Below are 14,472 nucleotides of genomic sequence, written 5' to 3'. Positions count from 1 at the left end.
CCGCCGACTACCCTCGGAGGGCGCCGCACCGGCGCGAGCACCGAGAGCACGAGGAGAGACGCACGTGAGCATCATCGCCGCCGCAGACGGGTCCGCACTGGGCAACCCCGGCCCCGCCGGCTGGGCCTGGTACGTCGACGACGAGCGCTGGGCCGCGGGCGGCTGGTCGCACGGCACGAACAACATCGGCGAGCTCACCGCGGTGCTCGAGCTCCTGCGCGCGACCGCGCAGGAGGAGGAGCCGCTGCACATCCTCTGCGACAGCCAGTACGCCATCAAGGCCTGCACCGAGTGGCTGCCGGGCTGGAAGCGGAAGGGCTGGCGCAAGGCCGACGGCAAGCCGGTGATGAACGTCGAGATCATCAAGGCGCTCGACGAGGAGCTGCAGGGCCGGGCCGTCACCTTCGAGTGGGTGAAGGGGCACGCCAACCACCGGATGAACGAGGCCGCCGACGTCCGCGCCCGGAGCGCCGCGACCGCCTACCAGCGCCGGCAGCCCGTCGACGCCGGACCCGGATGGCCGACGGCCGCCGCCGTGCCTGCCGCGGCCGCTGCGCCCCCCGTCGAGGACTCCGCCACCCTCTTCTAGCCGCGTTCCCCCTGGGGCAGCCGCAGCAGCCCCGTCGCCACCAGCTCGCGCACCCGCGGCAGCACCGAGTCGGACACCGCCTCCTCCTCGACCTGGAGGAGCGAGGCGACCGCCGCCGCGATCGCCGCCACCGAGAGCTCGCCGTCGCAGGCGCCGACCACGGCGGCGAGCGCCGTGTCGACCTCCTCGACCCGGGCGAAGCCGCCGCCCTGGCGCAGCCGCAGCACCGTCGGATCGTCGTTGCCCGGCCAGTAGTGCCGCTCCTCCGTGACGTCTCCGGCGACGACCAGGGCGAGACCCGCCAGAGCGCGATCGTCGATCGAAGCGAGGGCCTCGGCCGCGTCGAGGCAGGCGGCGAGGTGGCCGCCCAGGCCCGCGGTCGCCACTGGCGTGGTGATGCGCTCGAGGCGGCGGATCGGCGGGCGGGGCTGCTCGGGCAGACGGAGCGTGACGTAGCCGAAGCCGACGCCGGTCACCCCGCGCCGCTCGAAGTCGGTCAGCCAGGCGTCGACCAGCGCGTCGAACGCGGGGCCGCGGGTCGTGCCGCCGTCCCGGATCCAGGTCTCGGCGTAGACCGCCGGATCCTGACGCTCGCGCTCCACGACCCAGACGTCCAGAGGAGAGGCGGTCCCGCCCATCCAGGCGTCGAGCCCCTCGGGCCCCGCCTCGAGCGCCTGCTCCAGCGGGCTGCGGGCGTCGGCGAGCCAGTCCGCGATCCGGTCGAAGGCGTCCGCGCCCTCCCGGTACTCCCAGTTCCCCAGGAGCTGCGCGACACCGCCGGGCACCAGGTGCTCGGCTGCTCCGAGGATGACGCGGCGCACGATCTCGTCGCCCTCCAGCCCGCCGTCGCGGTACTCGTAGGAGGGGACGCCCTCGGCTCGCGGCGTGATGACGAACGGCGGGTTCGTGACGATGTGGTCGAAGCGCTCCCCCGCGACCGGCTCGTAGAGGCTGCCGAGGCGGAACTCGATGTTCTCGATCCCGTTGAGCGCCGCGGTGAAGGAGGCGAGCGCGAGCGCGCGCTCGGAGATGTCGGTGGCGACCACCTGCTCGGCGTGGCGGGAGGCGTGCAGCGCCTGGATCCCGCAGCCGGTCCCCAGGTCGAGCACGCGGCCGACGGGCCGCTGGATCATCAGGCCGGTCAGCGTGAGGCTCGCTCCGCCGACGCCGAGCACGTGGTCCTCGTCGAGCGCGCGGCCGAGGGCGAGCTCCCCGAGGTCGGAGGCGATCCACCAGGAGGCCGCGCCGCGCTGGTCGACCACGTCGTAGGGGCGCAGGTCGAGGGCCGCGGTGACGACGGCTCCGGCCTCGACGCGCACCAGGCCGAGCTCCACCGCCCCCTCCAGCGCGAGAGCGCCGAACGCCTCGTCCGCGTCGTCGGCCGAGACGGGATCGGCCAGGAGGAACAGGCGGGCGAGGGTGGCCAGCGCGTCGTGGTCGCCGCTGCGCTCGAGGGCGCGGCGGGCGGGGACCCGGTCGCCGCGGTGCAGCGCCTCGGCCGCTTCGTCGCCCCAGAGCCCCCGCACGGCGTCCACACCGTAGCGGGCGCGGATCAGGTCGTCGCGCAGGAGGGCGATACGGGCTCGGTCGAACGGGTCTGCGGAGAACACCGCTCCATCCTCCTGCACACGGGTCGGCCACCGGGGCCGCCGCGGCCGTACGATCGGAGGCATGCCGCTGACCGGAGAGTACGAACCCAGCACGTCCGAGTGGGCCCGCGAGCAGGCGGAGCTCTACGAGCGGACCGGCGGAGCCGAGGGGAACCTCCTCCGCGGCCGCCCCATCATCGTCCTGACCACCGTCGGCTCGAAGAGCGGGAAGCTCCGGAAGACCGCGCTGATGCGCGTCGAGCACGAGGGCGAGTACGTGGTCGTCGCGTCCAAGGGCGGCGCGCCCGAGCACCCCGTCTGGTACGGCAACATGCTCAAGGAGCCGCACGTCGAGCTGCAGGACGGGCCCGTGAAGAAGGACTACGCCGCGAGCGTGCTCGAGGGCGATCTGCGCGCGGCCTGGTGGGAGCGCGCGGTCGCCGCGTGGCCGGACTACGCCGAGTACCAGACGAAGACCGAGCGGCAGATCCCGCTCGTGCTGCTCACTCCCTGGTCCTGAGCGCGGCGGGCGGCCCGGCCCGTCGCTGAGGCGGCCGTCCTCCGGTCGAGGTCGCGCCGCACGGCAGGCGCCTCACGTGGGCGGCGGGCCCAGCGGATCCGGTCCGGCCTCAGACCCGGGCCGCGATGAGGTCGAGCACCTTCGGGCTCGAGAGCAGCGCGAAGTGGCCGACCACCGAGACCGCGATGTTCTCGCGCGCCCCGGCGAGGCGGCTCCCTCCGGGGATGTACTGGTCGCGCATCCCGTAGATCGACGTGATGCGCGCGTCGGCCTCGCGCTCGGCCAGCAGGGTGCGGATCATCGGGCGGTGGGGTGCGAACTCCCGGAGCGCCCGCGCCGGGGCGATCCGGGCGAGCGACGAGCCGTTGAACGGGGTCGAGACGGCGATCATCCGCTCGATCCGCCCGTCCTCGCGGTCGTCGACGACCATCATGTGCTTGCCGATCAGGCCGCCCTTGCTGTGCGCGACGATGACGACTCCGCGCAGATCGTGCTCGCGCAGGTAGTCCTGGCCGAGTCCGGCCGACGCGACGATCGGCCGCGTGTTGTAGCCGAGCGCGGGCAGCACGTGGATCGGATGGCCCGCCGCGTGCAGCCTCTCGGCGATGGGCCGGAGGAACTGCCACGTCTCGTAGATCCCGGGGATGAGCAGCACCGGAGCGCCGTCGCCGGACGCGTACCGCGACACGTCCCAGCCCTCCCGCAGGTGCACGAAGCGCGAGCCGTAGGCGTAGCGGTAGTCGCGGAGGTACGCGCGCCGCAGCGAGGTCGAGCGGCGTGGGCGGGCGGAGTCACGCGCCGGCATGGGCCCGCTCCAGCTCCGCGATGTCGAGGCGGCTCATCGCGAGCATCGCCTGCAGAGCGCGCGCGGACGCCTCGGGGTCGGCGCCTCCGAGCAGACGCGGGAGGACCTCCGGCACGATCTGCCAGGACAGCCCCCAGCGGTCGCGGAGCCAGCCGCACCGGCTCTCCTCGCCGCCGTCCGCGATCAGGGCGTCCCACAGCCGGTCGAGCTCGGACTGGCCGCCGACGGTCACGACGATCGAGACGGCCTCGGTGAACGGGAACCGCGGCCCGGCGTTGATCGCCTGGAACCGCTGCCCGTCGAGCTCGAACGTCACCGACAGCACCTCGCCGGGCGACGGGGAGCCCTCCGGCAGCACCTGGCTTCCGGTGATCCGCGAGTTCGGCACCAGCTCCGTGTAGAAGCGCGCCGCCTCCCCTGCGCCGTCGTCGAACCAGAGGAAGGTGCTGACCGCGCCCATCGGAGTCTCCGTCCTGCGCGGGAGGGTCTCCGCGGCTCCCTCAGTGTGCCGCGGAGGCGCCCTCCCCGCGACGGGTCACAGCGGGTTGACGCCGAACGCCGTGGCCAGCTTGTCGATCTTCTTGGCGCGGCCCAGCCGGGGCAGGTCGCTGCCGTCGCGGATGACGCGGCCGCGAGCCTCGAAGTCGTCGAGGAAGTCGCGGGCCCAGGCGACGTCGGACGGCGTCGGGCTGATGACCTCGTTGATCACGGCGAGCTGCTCGGTGTCGAGGCACAGCTTCCCGGTGAGGCCGAGCGAGACCGTGAGCGCGGACTGCTCGCGCAGCACGGGGTGGCTGTTCGAGACGGTCGGTCCGTCGATCGGGCCGGGCAGGTCGCCGATGCGCGAGGCGACGACCAGGCGCGAGCGCGGGTAGGCCATCGCGAGATCGTCGGCGCTGGTGCCGGTGTCGCGGCGGTAGTCACCGCTGCCGAACGCGAGGCGGAAGGTGCCGCGGGCGCGGGCGATCGAGACCGCCTCCTCGATGCCGAGGGCGGACTCGACCAGGGCGAGCACCGGGGTGGAGCCGCCGAGGCGGTCGAAGGTCTCGGTGACGTGCTCAGCGGCCTCGGTCTTGGCGAGCATGACGCCGGCGAGGCCGGGCAGGCCCTTCAGCGCGTCGACGTCGTCGGACCAGAACGGGGTGGAGTGGTCGTTGATGCGGACCCAGGCGCGCTTCTCGCCGGTCAGCCACTCCGCGACGTCGGTCCGCGCGTCGGGCTTCGCCTTGGGGTCGACCGCGTCCTCGATGTCGAGGACGATCTGGTCGGCGCGGGACGCGTGCGCGGCGTCGAACGTCTCGGTGCGGGTGGCGTTCACCAGCAGCCAGGAGCGCGCGATCTCGGGGGCGACGTCGCGCCCCTTCCGCTTCGCGATGGCGGTGGTGGTGGTCTCGGGCAACGTCACGTTCGGGTCCTCTCGGTGGCGCGGTCCTCGCTCCGCGGACGCCACCGCTCTGCGACGGCGCCGGGGACAAGGGTAGCGGCTCCCCGTCGGCGGGGCTCCGGGCACTCCGGCGTCTCTCCACTCCGGGGCTGCGACGCCCCGAGCGCTCCGGATCAGCGGCCCTCCGGACGCTCCCACAGCGTCAGCACGGTCGTCGGCACCCGGATCCGCTCGCGCGCGACGAACCCCGCCTCAGCGAGCACCGCGTCCGCCTCGCCCTCCGGCAGCGCCTGCCAGACCCGGTCCGCCCCGGCGAGCGCGGCACGCAGCGCCTCGCCCTCCAGCAGGACGTCCGAGTACGTGCCCGTCGTCCCGTACGGAGCGCCGAGGGCGACGTCGTCCACGCCCGCGAACGCCTCCGGGTAGGCGGCGAGCGCCAGGCGGGGCCGGAGCGAGACCGTCCCGGAGGAGCCGAGGAGGACGGCGTCGCCCGGACGGGCCCGCTCCTCGACGGCGGCCGCCAGACCGCGGAGATCCTGCCCGGCCGGCTTCCCGGTGACCGTGCGCATCTGCACCAGGACCGGCAAGGCGGCCACCGCGGTCAGGGCGAGGAGGGCGACGCCCGTCCGGGCCCTGAACGAGTCGAGCGCGAGGCCGAGGAGGACCGCGAGAGCGGGCGTGCTCGACGCGAGGTAGCGCGGGGTGAACATCGGCTCGACGAGGAGGGTCCCGAGCACCAGCACCGCGGTCGGCAGCACGATCCAGAGGAGGAGGGCCGGCAGGAGCGGGCCGCGCAGGCCGCCCCGCACCGCGGCGACCGCGAGGAGCGCGCCGGCGATCCCGGCCAGCCACCACGCGGATCCGAAGAACGGCTCGACCAGGACGGTGAACGCGGTCACGGGCTGCGAGCGGAGCCAGCCGACCTGGCCGCTCTGCCCGGCGGCGAGGAGCAGCACCGGCACGGCGCCCAGTGCCGAGAGGGCGCTCGCCGCGAGAGCCCTCCCGGCACCCCGGGGCGCCGCGGCCGCGGCGAGCGCGACGAGAGCCGGCAGCACCAGCACGGAGTAGAGGAACACGGCGTTCGACAGTCCCGCGACGACCGCGAACGCGGTCCAGCGCAGGGCGCCTCCGGAGCGGGCCGCCCGCACGACGAGGACCGCCGCTCCCACCACGAGCGCGGTGGCCAGAGCGGAGGATCGCGCCTCGGTCCCCGAGAACGAGGACCGAGGGAGCAGCACGAGCACCGCGGCGGCGAGGAGTGCCGCCCGGGGCCGGTCGAACGATCGCAGCAGGACGACGATGCCCGCCGCCGCCGCTCCCGTGGCGAGAGCGGACGGCGCGCGCACCGCGAGCTCCGACTCCCCGGCGATCGCGATCCAGCCGTGCATCAGCAGGCCGTAGACCAGGTGCACCGCGTCCTTCTCCTGCACGAAGGCGAGGAGCTCCCCCACCGGGAGCCGTGCCAGGCGGAGGGTCGCGGCCTCGTCGTTCCAGTAGGAGGGGATCCAGGAGCCGACGAGGGTCAGCGCGGTGGCGAGGGCGAGGACCGCGCTCGCGGGCAGGGTCCGGAGCGCGCACATCACGCCAGCGTAGAGGCCGGGCTCAGCGCGCCGAGCGCTCGGCGAGACCCTTCGCGTACGCGGCCTGGCCGATGTGCTGCGTGTCGTCGTCGATCACCGAGACCAGCCGCACCCCGAGGGTCACCGGCGGATCCCACTGCTCGTCGACGACGCGCTCGAGGTCCTCGTCGCCGAGCGTGTCGAGGAGGGCGAGCGTCTGCCGGTGCACGGCGTCGGCGTACTCCGCGAGCACCGCGGCCGGCACCGCGGCGAGCGCCGCCACCTCGGCCGGCTCCTGCCCGTAGCCGGTCTCGTCGGGCCCGAAGGGCAGGCCGGACCGGCCGTGGAAGCCGTCGGCAGTCCACACCTGCTCGTGGCCGGCGAGCGGGGCGAGGTGGTCGTCCTGCACTCGGACAAGATGCCAGACGAGCCAGGCGGGCGAGTTCGAGCGGGCGTCCGCGCGGAACGCGAGCTGATCGGGGGTGCTGTCGTCGAGGACGGCGTGCACGTTCTCGTGCACCCGGCCGAAGGCGTCGCGGAGGAGGTCGATGGCTGCGCTCATGCCGCCAGCCTGCCGCTCCCGCGCCCGGTGCGGCACCCCCTCCGCGCGCCTCGGAGGAAGTGCGGAGGCGGGTGCCCGATACTCGGCCCGTGACCTCCGGATCCTCGAACCTGGCGACGAAGCCGTGGCTGACCTCCTACGCGGAGGGCGTGCCCGCCGAGATCGACCCTCCCACCCAGACGCTCGTCGACCTGCTCGAGGACTCGGTCGCGCGGTACCGCCGCGGCACCGCGCTCGAGTTCTTCGGCGCCGAGACCACCTACGCCGAGCTCGGCGAGCAGGTCGCGCGGGCGGCGGAGGGCCTGCGGCGCCTCGGCGTGCGCGCCGGCGACCGCGTCGCGCTGGTGCTCCCGAACTGCCCGGAGCACGTGGTGGCGTTCTACGCCGCTCTCCGCCTCGGAGCGATCGTGGTCGAGCACAACCCGCTCTACACGCCGCGCGAGCTGCGGCGGCAGTTCGAGGACCACGGCGCCCGGTTCGCGGTCGTCTGGGACAAGATCGCCGACGTCGTCGCGACCATGCCCGCCGATCTGGGCATCGAGCGCGTCGTCTCCGTCGACCTCACCCGCTCCTTCCCGCTCGGCAAGCGCCTGGCGCTGCGGCTCCCCCTGCCGTCGGTGCGCCGGTCGCGCGAGAAGCTGACCGCGACCCCCCGCAGCCGCTCCCTGGTGCCCTTCGCGTCGCTGCTGAAGAACCGCCGCATCGCGCGCTCGCACCCCCGCCCGGTCCTCGGCGACACGGCCCTGCTGCAGTACACGAGCGGCACCACCGGCACGCCCAAGGGCGCGATCCTCTCGCACGCGAACCTCCGCGCGAACGCCCTGCAGGGCCGCGCCTGGGTGCCGGGGCTGCGCGAGGGCGACGAGACGTTCTACGCGGTGCTCCCTCTGTTCCACGCCTACGGGCTGACGCTGTGCCTGACCTTCGCGATCAGCATCGGCGCGAAGGTCGTGCTGTTCCCGACCTTCGACGTCGGCCTCGTGAAGGCGGCCGCGAAGTCGTCGCCGCCCACCTTCCTCCCCGCGGTGCCGCCCGTGTACGACGCGCTGGCCCGCGCCTCCGAGCGCCACGAGCTCGACCTGCGCGGCATCCGCTTCGCGATCTCGGGAGCGATGAGCCTGCCGGTCGCGACGGTCGACCGCTGGGAGCGCGCGAGCCGGGGACTCCTGGTCGAGGGCTACGGCATGACCGAGAGCTCGCCGGTCGCCCTCGGGAACCCGGTCGGCCCGACCCGCCGGCCCGGCACGGTCGGCGTGCCGTTCCCCAGCACGACGATCCGCCTCGTCGACCCCGCCGATCCGTCGGTCGACCGCGGCCCGGGCGAGTCCGGCGAGCTCCTGCTCCGGGGGCCGCAGGTGTTCCAGGGGTACTGGAAGCGGCCGGAGGAGACGGCCGAGGCCCTCCTCCCCGGCGGCTGGCTGCGCACGGGCGACATCGCGACCGTCTCGGCCGACGGCTTCGTGACGATCGTCGACCGGGCCAAGGAGCTCATCATCACCGGCGGCTTCAACGTCTCCCCCTCCGAGGTCGAGGGAGTGCTGGAGTCGCACCCGGACGTGACGCGCGCGGCCGTTGTCGGGCTCCCCCGCGAGGACGGCGGCGAGAGCGTCGCGGCGGCCGTGGTCCTGCGGGCCGGGACGGCCGTGGATCCGGAGGCGTTGCGCGACTTCTGCCGGCTGCACCTGACGCCCTACAAGGTGCCCAGGCGGATCGTCCCGGTGGACGAGCTGCCGACCTCGCTGATCGGCAAGGTGCTGCGCCGCCAGGTGCGCGAGAGTCTGCTGGACTGAGGCGATCGGAGCGGGCGGTGGCCCGCGAGGAGGAGGACGACATGGCGAGGATCGTGCAGTACGAGCGGATCGGCGGGCCCGAGGTGCTCGAGACCGTCGAGGCGCCGGAGCCCGAGGCGGGGCCCGGCACCGTGGTGGTCGCCGTCCGCGCGGCCGGCGTGAACCCGATCGAATGGAAGGTGCGCTCCGGCCTGCGCCTGAGCCCGCCGTTCGACGGTCCGCGGAGGCTCGGGTCGGACGGCTCCGGCGTGGTCTCCGCCGTCGGTCCGGGCGTGACCGGTTGGAGCGTCGGCGACCGGGTCATCGTCAGCGGCGCCACCGGTACCTACGCGACCGCCGTCGCGGTCTCCCCCGACTCCCTCGATCCGCTCCCCGACGGACTCGGCTTCGAGGAGGCGGCCGCGCTCGGCATCCCGGTCTCCACCGCCTACCAGGCGGTGGTCTCGCTCGGCGTCGCGGAGGGATCGACGTTCGTCGTCCACGCGGGCGCCGGAGCGGTCGGCCGGGCGGCGATCCAGTTCGCCGTCGACCGCGGAGCCCGGGTGATCGCCACCGCGAGCCCGGCGAACCACGAGGTGCTGCGCGCGCTCGGAGCGGTGCCGGTCGCCTACGGGCCCGGACTGCTCGAGCGGCTGCGCGCCGCAGCGCCCGGCCGCGTCGACCGCGTGCTCGACGCGGCCGGGACGGACGAGGCGCTCGCCGCCTCGCTCGCGCTGGTCGAGGACCCGCAGCACGTCGGAACGGTGGTCGCCGGCCCTCGGGCGGCCGAGCTGGGCATCCGGGCCTGGAGCGGCGGCAGTCCCGTGCCGCTGACCGAGGAGGAGCAGCGCCTCCGCCGCGAGGGCGTGCCGCTCGCCGCCCGGCTGGCGAGCGAGGGGCGCTTCGCGGTCGCGACCGGTCCGCGCCTCCCGCTCGAGCAGGCCGCCGAGGCGCACCGGCTCAGCGAGGACGGCCACGTCCGCGGGAAGATCCTGCTCGTTCCCTGAGCCGGGCCGGCTCCCGGCATCCGTCTCCCCACCGCTTCCCCCGCTCTCACCGTCGAGAAGGAGTCCCCGTGTCCACTGACGACACCACCCCCGTGATCCTGGGGGGCGCCCGCACCCCGTTCGCCCGCTTCTCCGGAGCCTTCGCGCCGCTCTCGGGCGTCGAGCTCGGCGCCGCTGCGATCCGAGGGGCTCTCGAGCGCTCGGGCGCCTCCGCGGCCGACGTCGACGCGGTCGTGCTCGGCCAGGTGATCCAGGCCGGAGCCGGTCAGGGCCCCGCCCGACAGGCCGCGGTCCTCGCGGGCCTGGGCTGGGACGTCCCGGCGGTCACGATCAACAAGCTCTGCCTGTCGGGTCTCACCGCGGTGATCGACGCGGCGCGGATGATCCGGCTCGGCGAGGCGCAGGTGGTCGTCGCCGGAGGGCAGGAGTCGATGACCAACGCGCCGCACCTCCTGCTCGGATCCCGCTCGGGCCTGGGTGTCGGTCCGCGTCCGCTCGAGGACGCGCTCCTCCACGACGGCCTGCTCGATCCGTTCGACCGCCGCCTGATGGGGAGGGTGACCGACGACGGCAACGCCGCACGGGGCATCCGCCGCGAGCGCCAGGACGCCTTCGCCGCGCTCTCGCACCAGCGGGCCGCCGCGGCACGGTCCACCGGCGTGCTCGCCGAGGAGATCGTGCCGGTCGCGGTTCCGCAGCGGCGCGGACCGGACCTCGTCGTGTCCGCCGACGACGGGATCCGGGAGGACAGCACGGTCGAGACGCTCGCCCGGCTGGCCCCCGCGTTCTCGCCCGAGGGCACGATCACGGCGGGCAGCTCGTCCCCGATCACCGACGGCGCCGCCGCGCTGGTCGTCGTGTCCCGCGGCTGGGCCCGCGAGCGCGGACTGCCCTGGCTCGCGACCGTCGCCGAGCACGGGCAGGTCGCCGGACCGGACAACTCCCTCCACTCGCAGCCGTCGGCGGCGATCCTCCGGGCGCTCGGCCGCCGCGGTGCAGCGGTGTCCGACCTGGACCTGATCGAGATCAACGAGGCGTTCGCCTCCGTCGTCCTCCAGTCGGCGGACGACCTGGGCGTCGAGCCCGAAGCGGTCAACCTCGACGGCGGGGCGATCGCGCTCGGCCACCCGGTGGGCGCCTCCGGAGCACGGCTGGCCCTGCACCTGGCGCTGGCCCTCCGGCGCCGGGGCGGCGGTCTGGGCGTCGCCGCGCTCTGCGGCGGAGGCGGCCAGGGCGAGGCGCTGATCCTCGAGGGCTGACCGGCGGTCCGCCCCCAGGAGCGCGTCGGCGCCTCCGGCTACGCTCGCGGGATGAGCATCCTGAGCGCCGACGGCCTCGCCTTCGTCACCGAGCGCCACCTGGCCACCCTCTCCACCCCCGGCCGCCAGGGCCGCCTGCACGTGGTCGCCGTGGGCTTCACCTACGAGGACGGCGTCGTCCGCGTCATCACCTCCCGCGAGAGCCAGAAAGTGCTCAACGTCCGGCGGGGCGGCACCGCCACGGTCGGGCAGGTCGACGGCATCCGGTGGCTGAGCCTGGGCGGTCCGGCGTCGATCGAGGAGGAGCCGGACGCCGTGCAGCACGCCGTCGAGCTCTACTCCCAGCGCTACCGCACCCCGCGCCCGAACCCCCTCCGCGTCGCGATCCGCATCGACGTCGACTTCGCCCTCGCCTCCTCCGGCCTGCGCGCGGAGTAGCCGGGTGGCCCGCGGCGACGCGCTGGGCGGGGGCGGCGCCGTCTCCTCCCTCCGCACCTACCGCTACGTCCGCCTCTCCCTGGTGGCGGCCGTGGTGCTCCTCACGGCCGGCCTCGTCCACCAGCTCGTCGTCGGAGGCCCGCTGCGCTCGATCAGCGCCTCGTACTACACCCCGGTCCGCTCCCTCTTCACCGGGGCGCTCTTCGCGGTCGGCGTCGCGCTGGTCGTCCTCGCCGGGAGGAGCGTGCGGCGCTTCCTCCTGCTGCTGGCGGGCATGACGGCGCCGGTCATCGCGATCGTGCCGGTGCCCCTCGCCTCGGAGGAGCTGCAGCGCCTCCAGGGAGCGGTGTGCCCGGCGGGAGGGGCGTCGTGCCTTCCCGCGACGGCCGCGGGTGAGGTCGCCGCCTCCCTGCCCGCCTACCTGGTCACGGCCGCGGCCGTCCTCGTCGCCTCCGTGATCCTGCTCGCCCTCGACCGGGTCCTCGACCGCTGGGCGCTCGTCCGCACCGCGATCGCCGCCGCCCTCCTGATCGCTCTGGCGGCCTGGAGCACGCTCCCGTCGTTCCTGCGGCTCGGCCACTACGCCGCCGCCGGCGTCTTCTTCCTCCTCATCGCCGTCACCGCGGGTCTGCACGCCGTCGCGGTGCGCGAGGAGGGAGCGAGCGGGCCGGGGACGCCGCGCTTCTACTCCCGCTGCTACGCCGTTCTCGCGGTGCTGATCGCCGCGGTCGATGCGGCGCTGGTGCTCCTGCTTCTCACGGGGCGGGGAGCGGACCTTCTCGGCGAGCAGTGGCTCCTGCTCGGCGAGGCCGTCGCGCTCGCCCTCTTCGGGATCTTCTGGGTGCTGCAGACCGTCGAGAACTGGGATCGTCCCGACGTGCTGCTCGTCGCGCGGGGCTGAGGGGGCCGGTGACGGACGGCCCCCTCAGCCGCTCAGCGCTTGAGGGTGATCGAAGAGCTCCGCCCCAGGTTCCCTGCGGCGTCGGAGGCGTGCGCGACGATCGCGTACCGCCCGGCCGGGTAGGAGGAGGCCGAGACGGTCAGGCGCCACGTGCCGTCCGACGCCCTCGTCGCGTCGCCCAGCCGCGTGGCTCCGCTCCAGAAGCTCAGCTTCGTCGTGCCGACGTCGTCCTTGGCGGTGGCGACCAGGGTGACAGAGCCGCGCACCGTCGATCCGCTCGTCGGCGCGGTGATGACGGTCTTCGGAGCCGTCGTGTCGCGCGACGGCGCGGGCGAGCCCGCGGGTGCCGGAGCAGGAGCCGCGGTGGGCGCCGACGTGGGAGTCGGGGTCGGGGCCGGAGCCGGTTCGTCGCCGAAGCCCCAGGCCGTCCACAGCTCCTCCGCGATCATCGCCTGGCCGGCGACGTTCGGGTGGAAGTAGTCGACGTCCGTCGAGAGCTGGTCGAGCGAGATCGGAGCCGCCGTGAGGGCGCCGCCGTCCCAGACGCAGTCGTTCGCGGCGGATGCGCAGGCCGATTCGAGTGCCTCGTTGAAGTCGGCCTCCCGGTCCTCCGCCGCCGCGAGCGAGGCGGTGTAGGCCGAGCCGGTCAGCGGGGCTCCGGTCGTGGCGTCGACTCCGCGCTGGGTCCTGCAGACCCCGCCCCAGGCCCAGATCGCTGCGCCCGGCGTCGGCTTCACGGCTTCCCACTCCGACTCGATGTCCGGGACCGAGCCGACGAGTACCGTCGCCTCCGGCCACTCCGCACCAATCGAGCGCAGGATCCGGGTCGCCGACGCGGCGAAGGAGGCCGCGGGCGTCATCGCGTAGCCGTCGCGGGAGTCGGGCGAGAGGCTCAGCGAGCAGAGGTCGTTGCCGCCGATCAGCAGCGTGACCACGTCCGGCTCCTCCCCGGCCGCGACCGCGGCGTCGATCCGCGACTCGACTCCGCTGATGACCGCGCCCGACTTCGCGTAGTTCACCGCGCGGACCGCCGTCCGCGGATCCGCCGCCGCCATCCGGCTCGCGATCGAGTCGACCGCGGGCGCCGATCCCGTCGCCCAGGAGTTCTCGACGCAGTCGCGGTTAAGCCCGCAGGTCGTCGCCGCGCGCGTGATCGAGTCGCCGAGCGCGAGCAGCGTCTGCGTCCCGGACGCCTGCGCCGGCGGTGCCGCCAGGAGCCCCGCCAGGAGCGCGATCGCCCCCGCGCCGACCCCTGCCGCTCTCCGCCGTCCCCTGTGTGCTGTGGTCCCCATGTCGTCCCGTCCCCTGGTCGTCCGTCGCTCGAGTGCCTCGCGTGCTGCGAGAGCACGAGGGGCGAGCGTACGTCGCTGCGGATCCCCCGACGGACCGGAGGAGGGCGGCTCCCGTCCGGCGCGGCCCGGATGGGGGACACGGAGGACGCACGGAGGCGGGCGGCCCACAGCTTCGGGCGCCCGATCGTCAGGACCTGCACGACCGGCCCGCGCTCTCTCCCGCCCGGAGAGCACGTGGACCGACGGCTCCTCCTCGATACTCTGAGGCGATGATCGGCCGTCGCCGTGGAGGGAAGAGGGATCAGCATGGACTACTCGAACGAGGACGATCTCAAGCAGAGGATCGGTATCGACTCCTGGAGGAATCTGTCGAAAGAGAAGTTCATCGCGTTCGCATCCGAGCTGCCGAACATGAGCGAGGAGCTCGCCCTGAAGGTCGTCGAGCAGTTCCCGGATTTCAAGAATCTCGTCCTCGACTCGTTCAGTGAAGTGCGAGATCAGGCGAGTTCAGCCGTTCGAGCCAACTGGAAGAGTCAGAAGAAGGTTCACAGGGCCTTCGCCGAGTACCGCGCTGTCCTGAACCGCGAACTGGATCGTGACACCCTGAGCGCGGCGGACCGCTACTCGGTCCTTCGGCTGTTCAAAGAAGCGATCGACGACGAAGCGCTGAAGGATTCGGAGCACAAGGCGTTCGTGCTCCGTGCACTGGGCATCGTCGCGATGGTCGCAGTCGCCGGAGTCTCGACGGGAGTCGCCGTCCTCGGCGGTCGAGCCAGGATCGGCGGAGACGCCTAGTAC

Annotated in this window: 15 protein-coding genes; 8 read left to right on the top strand and 7 right to left on the bottom strand. The window is 74.2% G+C overall.

All coding sequences use genetic code 11. The annotated features are described in order from the left end of the window. Nucleotides 1–64 precede the first annotated feature (64 nt). A complete protein-coding gene (locus C5C59_RS04675; protein ID WP_104232847.1) occupies nucleotides 65–589 on the top strand; it encodes a ribonuclease H in 525 nt (174 codons plus the stop codon). On the opposite strand, the gene C5C59_RS04670 is transcribed toward C5C59_RS04675, so the two are convergent. Further along, the gene (locus C5C59_RS04670) at nucleotides 586–2,199 is read right to left on the bottom strand and encodes a methyltransferase (protein ID WP_258062581.1); all 1,614 of its coding nucleotides are present in this window, start codon (nucleotides 2,197–2,199) and stop codon (nucleotides 586–588) included. The genes C5C59_RS04675 and C5C59_RS04670 overlap by 4 nt on opposite strands. 61 nt (nucleotides 2,200–2,260) lie before the next feature. Between C5C59_RS04670 and C5C59_RS04665 the strand changes: the two genes are divergently transcribed. After that, nucleotides 2,261–2,698 (top strand): nitroreductase family deazaflavin-dependent oxidoreductase, encoded by a 438-nt coding sequence (locus tag C5C59_RS04665; RefSeq protein WP_104223205.1) that lies wholly within the window; start codon nucleotides 2,261–2,263, stop codon nucleotides 2,696–2,698. Between the two features lie 109 nt (nucleotides 2,699–2,807). On the opposite strand, the gene C5C59_RS04660 is transcribed toward C5C59_RS04665, so the two are convergent. The 5 genes from C5C59_RS04660 to C5C59_RS04640 form a co-directional block, all read right to left on the bottom strand. After that, nucleotides 2,808–3,503: a triacylglycerol lipase gene (locus tag C5C59_RS04660; RefSeq protein ID WP_104238320.1), complete on the bottom strand. Its 696-nt coding sequence runs from the start codon at nucleotides 3,501–3,503 to the stop codon at nucleotides 2,808–2,810. Beyond that, nucleotides 3,490–3,963 (bottom strand): VOC family protein, encoded by a 474-nt coding sequence (locus C5C59_RS04655; RefSeq protein ID WP_104223207.1) that lies wholly within the window; start codon nucleotides 3,961–3,963, stop codon nucleotides 3,490–3,492. Before C5C59_RS04655 ends, C5C59_RS04660 begins: the two co-directional genes overlap by 14 nt. Nucleotides 3,964–4,038: 75 nt before the next feature. Next, nucleotides 4,039–4,902, bottom strand: coding sequence for a CoA ester lyase (locus C5C59_RS04650; protein WP_208543400.1), 864 nt, complete (start codon nucleotides 4,900–4,902; stop codon nucleotides 4,039–4,041). Between the two features lie 158 nt (nucleotides 4,903–5,060). Then, nucleotides 5,061–6,467, bottom strand: a complete 1,407-nt coding sequence (locus tag C5C59_RS04645) for a glycosyltransferase family 39 protein (protein ID WP_104238321.1) — start codon at nucleotides 6,465–6,467, stop codon at nucleotides 5,061–5,063. A 22-nt stretch (nucleotides 6,468–6,489) separates the two neighbouring features. Beyond that, nucleotides 6,490–7,008, bottom strand: coding sequence for a DinB family protein (locus tag C5C59_RS04640; protein WP_104238322.1), 519 nt, complete (start codon nucleotides 7,006–7,008; stop codon nucleotides 6,490–6,492). An 89-nt stretch (nucleotides 7,009–7,097) separates the two neighbouring features. Here C5C59_RS04640 and C5C59_RS04635 point away from each other — a divergent pair, with 89 nt between their 5' ends. From C5C59_RS04635 to C5C59_RS04615, 5 genes are all read left to right on the top strand, one after another. Continuing rightward, nucleotides 7,098–8,798, top strand: a complete 1,701-nt coding sequence (locus C5C59_RS04635; protein WP_104238323.1) for a long-chain-fatty-acid--CoA ligase — start codon at nucleotides 7,098–7,100, stop codon at nucleotides 8,796–8,798. 17 nt (nucleotides 8,799–8,815) lie between these two features. After that, nucleotides 8,816–9,784, top strand: a complete 969-nt coding sequence (locus C5C59_RS04630) for an NADP-dependent oxidoreductase (RefSeq protein ID WP_258062579.1) — start codon at nucleotides 8,816–8,818, stop codon at nucleotides 9,782–9,784. Between the two features lie 68 nt (nucleotides 9,785–9,852). Continuing rightward, nucleotides 9,853–11,043 (top strand): acetyl-CoA C-acyltransferase, encoded by a 1,191-nt coding sequence (locus C5C59_RS04625; RefSeq protein ID WP_104238324.1) that lies wholly within the window; start codon nucleotides 9,853–9,855, stop codon nucleotides 11,041–11,043. 51 nt (nucleotides 11,044–11,094) lie between these two features. Beyond that, complete coding sequence (locus C5C59_RS04620) at nucleotides 11,095–11,481, top strand: pyridoxamine 5'-phosphate oxidase family protein (protein ID WP_104238325.1); 387 nt, start codon at nucleotides 11,095–11,097, stop codon at nucleotides 11,479–11,481. 4 nt (nucleotides 11,482–11,485) lie between these two features. Continuing rightward, nucleotides 11,486–12,382 carry a hypothetical protein gene (locus tag C5C59_RS04615; protein ID WP_104238326.1) on the top strand — a complete coding sequence of 299 codons (897 nt, stop codon included), beginning with the start codon at nucleotides 11,486–11,488 and terminating at the stop codon, nucleotides 12,380–12,382. A 32-nt stretch (nucleotides 12,383–12,414) separates the two neighbouring features. Here the strand turns inward: C5C59_RS04615 and C5C59_RS04610 are convergent, their stop codons facing one another. Further along, nucleotides 12,415–13,674, bottom strand: coding sequence for a GDSL-type esterase/lipase family protein (locus tag C5C59_RS04610; protein ID WP_104238327.1), 1,260 nt, complete (start codon nucleotides 13,672–13,674; stop codon nucleotides 12,415–12,417). 306 nt (nucleotides 13,675–13,980) lie between these two features. Here C5C59_RS04610 and C5C59_RS04605 point away from each other — a divergent pair, with 306 nt between their 5' ends. Next, nucleotides 13,981–14,469: a hypothetical protein gene (locus C5C59_RS04605; protein ID WP_104226443.1), complete on the top strand. Its 489-nt coding sequence runs from the start codon at nucleotides 13,981–13,983 to the stop codon at nucleotides 14,467–14,469. The last annotated feature ends 3 nt before the right edge of the window (nucleotides 14,470–14,472 follow it).

The sequence above is a fragment of the Rathayibacter sp. AY1F4 genome (genome assembly GCF_002931775.1).
Lineage (GTDB): Bacteria > Actinomycetota > Actinomycetes > Actinomycetales > Microbacteriaceae > Rathayibacter.
The sequence above is the reverse complement of the archived record's forward strand: the minus strand, read 5'-3'. Positions and strand labels throughout refer to the sequence as shown.

Excerpts from the sequence above, each read along its gene's own strand:
- C5C59_RS04665 (WP_104223205.1), top strand. The coding sequence starts at position 2,261 with ATGCCGCTGACCGGAGAGTACGAACCCAGCACGTCCGAGTGGGCCCGC.
- C5C59_RS04660 (WP_104238320.1), bottom strand. The coding sequence starts at position 3,503 with ATGCCGGCGCGTGACTCCGCCCGCCCACGCCGCTCGACCTCGCTGCGG.
- C5C59_RS04655 (WP_104223207.1), bottom strand. The coding sequence starts at position 3,963 with ATGGGCGCGGTCAGCACCTTCCTCTGGTTCGACGACGGCGCAGGGGAG.
- C5C59_RS04645 (WP_104238321.1), bottom strand. The coding sequence starts at position 6,467 with ATGTGCGCGCTCCGGACCCTGCCCGCGAGCGCGGTCCTCGCCCTCGCC.
- C5C59_RS04640 (WP_104238322.1), bottom strand. The coding sequence starts at position 7,008 with ATGAGCGCAGCCATCGACCTCCTCCGCGACGCCTTCGGCCGGGTGCAC.
- C5C59_RS04620 (WP_104238325.1), top strand. The coding sequence starts at position 11,095 with ATGAGCATCCTGAGCGCCGACGGCCTCGCCTTCGTCACCGAGCGCCAC.
- C5C59_RS04610 (WP_104238327.1), bottom strand. The coding sequence starts at position 13,674 with ATGGGGACCACAGCACACAGGGGACGGCGGAGAGCGGCAGGGGTCGGC.
- C5C59_RS04605 (WP_104226443.1), top strand. The coding sequence starts at position 13,981 with ATGGACTACTCGAACGAGGACGATCTCAAGCAGAGGATCGGTATCGAC.